Source organism: Imhoffiella purpurea (assembly GCF_000585215.1).
Taxonomy (GTDB): Bacteria; Pseudomonadota; Gammaproteobacteria; order Chromatiales; family Chromatiaceae; genus Imhoffiella; species Imhoffiella purpurea.
In genome coordinates this window covers 1-2,775 of the sequence record NZ_AONC01000122.1, presented here as the reverse complement: position 1 = coordinate 2,775, position 2,775 = coordinate 1, and the positions used below count along the sequence as shown (strand labels likewise).

3 protein-coding genes and 1 pseudogene are annotated in these 2,775 nt (G+C 62.5%); 3 read left to right on the top strand and 1 reads right to left on the bottom strand.

Annotation, left to right across the window (positions count from 1 at the left end; translation table 11 throughout):
- The 3 genes from D779_RS20710 to D779_RS20700 all read left to right on the top strand — a co-directional run.
- Window positions 1–393, top strand: a 393-nt coding sequence (locus tag D779_RS20710; RefSeq protein ID WP_043758427.1) for a hypothetical protein, incomplete at its 5' end; no start/stop codon positions are given.
- Between the two features lie 420 nt (window positions 394–813).
- Window positions 814–1,110 (top strand): hypothetical protein, encoded by a 297-nt coding sequence (locus D779_RS20705; RefSeq protein WP_043758423.1) that lies wholly within the window; start codon window positions 814–816, stop codon window positions 1,108–1,110.
- The gene (locus D779_RS20700) at window positions 1,107–2,357 is read left to right on the top strand and encodes an AAA family ATPase (RefSeq protein ID WP_081763647.1); all 1,251 of its coding nucleotides are present in this window, start codon (window positions 1,107–1,109) and stop codon (window positions 2,355–2,357) included. The genes D779_RS20705 and D779_RS20700 overlap by 4 nt, the downstream gene beginning before the upstream one ends.
- 58 nt (window positions 2,358–2,415) lie before the next feature.
- Here the strand turns inward: D779_RS20700 and D779_RS20695 are convergent.
- Window positions 2,416–2,775, bottom strand: a pseudogene (locus D779_RS20695) (IS4 family transposase); the annotation flags it as partial.

The window sequence follows — 2,775 nt, the reverse complement described above, 5'->3', positions numbered from 1 at the left end:
GACCTCACCATGGCACCGGAGCGCATTATCGAACTGTTCGTCTGGCGTTGGTCGCTGGAGGTCACCTTCGAGGAAACACGCCGGCATCTCGGCGTGGAGACCCAGCGTCAATGGAGCGACTTGGCCATCGCCCGGACCACGCCCGGACTGCTGGCGCTGTTCTCGCTCGTGTGTCTGATGGTCTATCAGTGGCGCGAGCGCTGGGACACCCTGGCACGCTCCACCGCCTGGTACCTCAAGCCGCAGGCGACCTTCTCGGACTGCCTGGCCCTGGTGCGCCGCACCCTCTGGGCCGAGGACAATTACAGCGACTCAACGTCAGAGCCGGACCGGGTCCTAATTTCTGCCAAACGCCTGGATCGCTTGCTCGACCAGCTTGCGGCGACGGCCTAAATTGGCCAAAGCCGAGTTTGTTTACGTAGCTCAGTAATGCTGTCAAGTTTGAGAGATGATTGTGTATTCTGATCAGAAGCCCTGACGACACTATCGCTAACCGGCAAGGAACGAGAGAGTTGGCAGGAAGGGAAAACTTGCCGTAGAGTAAAAGCCGTCCGCCAGGGTGCTACCAACACCCCGACGGCAAAGCAAGACCGCCACTAACGGCTTGCACCGGCTCGGACATGATACCGCCCTAGGGGTTGGTCTGTCCGCTCGCGGCCCAACTGCGCCGATCCCTGGCCAAGTTGCGCCCGGAGTTCCCATTCCTTCCTCCTGGGAGAGCCTCTGCCCCTGACGCTGTTGCTTCACTGACAACGTCAGACTGCCTGTGTGAGCGGTCGATTTCTCAAATCCAACTCTTGGAGAGATCGACCCATGAAATCCCGCGAACAACTCCTCGCTCCCGGTTCCACCGACAAGACCGTCGCCACTGCCGACCTGAACATCCGCAGCACGATCAGCCTGGACGTCTACGCCGGGACCAGATCCTGGATGTGGAAGGTCTACCTCAACAAGGCCGAGCTGACGAGCCAGAGTGGCTACTTCACCCACGCCATGGCCAGCGAAGCCGGACTGGAGGAGTGGAACCGGATCGTCTCGGCGGTCACCGGCTCAAACATCAAGGCGATCAGGACGACCGTCGCTGCCGCTGAGGAGGAGGCATCCGAATGAGTGCGAGCCCCTTCCTTGCCGAGGGGGTGTCCAACACCTCCAGGCATACTTCCGCCTCCAGATCCTCTGGAGCCTCTGCACCCAGCAAAGCTGGAGCCCTCGACACTCCGCTCCAGGAGTTCACCCCAGTCGCCACCATCCGCCGACCCGATGATCAAGAGACCCAGGTCGTCCGCGACCGCTGGGGCAGCCATCTGCTGCAGTCTCCCTACAATCCAGGCTGGGTCCGGGTCCATCGAGACGGAGCGGGCAACTGGATCGAGCGCGAGACCGGAATCGTTCATGCCACCGATGGCAGCGTGATCCATCCCAGAGACATCTTCGGCGCATCATCCGAGGGATTCATCGACGTGAACACCAAGGCTGCCTCGACTATCAAGCCCGATCCCGTGCGTTGGCTCTGGCCCGGATGGCTCGCGGCTGGGAAGGTCCATCTGCTCGCTGGAGCCCCAGGCACCGGGAAGACCACCGTCAGCATGGCTCTGGCGGCGACGGTCTCGCTCGGGAGCCGCTGGCCCGATGGAACCGAAGCTCTCCAAGGCGATGTCCTGATCTGGTCAGGAGAGGACGACATCAAGGACACCCTGGTCCCGAGGCTCATGGCTGTGGGGGCTGATCTCAATCGCGTCCACTTCATCACGACCACCAACACCGAGGATGGTCTGAGAGCCTTCGATCCTGCGGTCGACATCGACCTCCTGGCCGACAAGATGGCCTGGATGGATCCTTGTCCGTCCTTGCTGATCGTCGATCCCATCGTGGCAGCCGTCTCTGGAGACAGTCACCGCAACGCCGAGGTCCGGCGAGCACTGCAACCCTTGGTCGACCTGGCTGCTTCCCGTCACTGCGCTGTTCTGGGGATCTCCCACTTCAGCAAGGGCAGCTCGGGACGAGATCCGATTGATCGGGTGACCGGATCGCTGGCCTTCGGTGCCCTGGCGCGGGTGGTCATGGCGACCGCTCGGCTACCCGACGACCATCCCAGTGGAGTGAGGCGGATCCTGGCCCGAGCCAAGAGCAACATCGGCGAGGATGGCCAGGGGTTCGGATACGACCTGGAGCTGGAGGAGCCGGTCGAGGGGATCGAGGCGACCCGAGTCCTCTGGGGCGAGATGCTCGAAGGCAGCGCCAGGGAACTCCTGGGCATGGCCGAGCCGGCTCCCGATGGCGAAGGTGAGAGCAACGCCGATGTCGAATCCTTCGTTCGAGGGCTCTTAGCCGAGGGTCCAGTGACAGCAGGGCTTTGAAGGTCACAGATCGTGATCATGAGCGTCTTCTCTGATCGATCCCCTCAGGTCTCAGGTCTCAGGTCTGCCGCGTCTTTCGACGTTTCTCAAGAAGACGCGCGACGGAGACATGCGGTTTGGTCGGATCATGGGTTCGCGCCGGAGCCGGCTTCTTGGGGGCGCGTGAATGCTTGCGGTACTTGCGCAACTGCACGTGCTGGGCGGTGGCGAGCAGCCAAGCAGCCATCGCGTCTGGGGAGAGGGGGGGGAACTCGCCCCATTCCTCGGGCGTCACCAGCGTCTCGAGACTATCGCTGACCCGGGCCATTTCGTTGACCAGATAGTAGCCCGAGACCTGCGTGTCGATGGTCTCGGCGCCGTGGACCTGACGCAATGCGGCCTTGATCACGGCCAAGGCATTGTAGGCGACGATGGCCAT

What these genes read in the sequence shown, in the direction of transcription:
- D779_RS20700 (WP_081763647.1), top strand. Translation starts at nt 1,107, where the DNA reads ATGAGTGCGAGCCCCTTCCTTGCCGAGGGGGTGTCCAACACCTCCAGG.
- D779_RS20705 (WP_043758423.1), top strand. Translation starts at nt 814, where the DNA reads ATGAAATCCCGCGAACAACTCCTCGCTCCCGGTTCCACCGACAAGACC.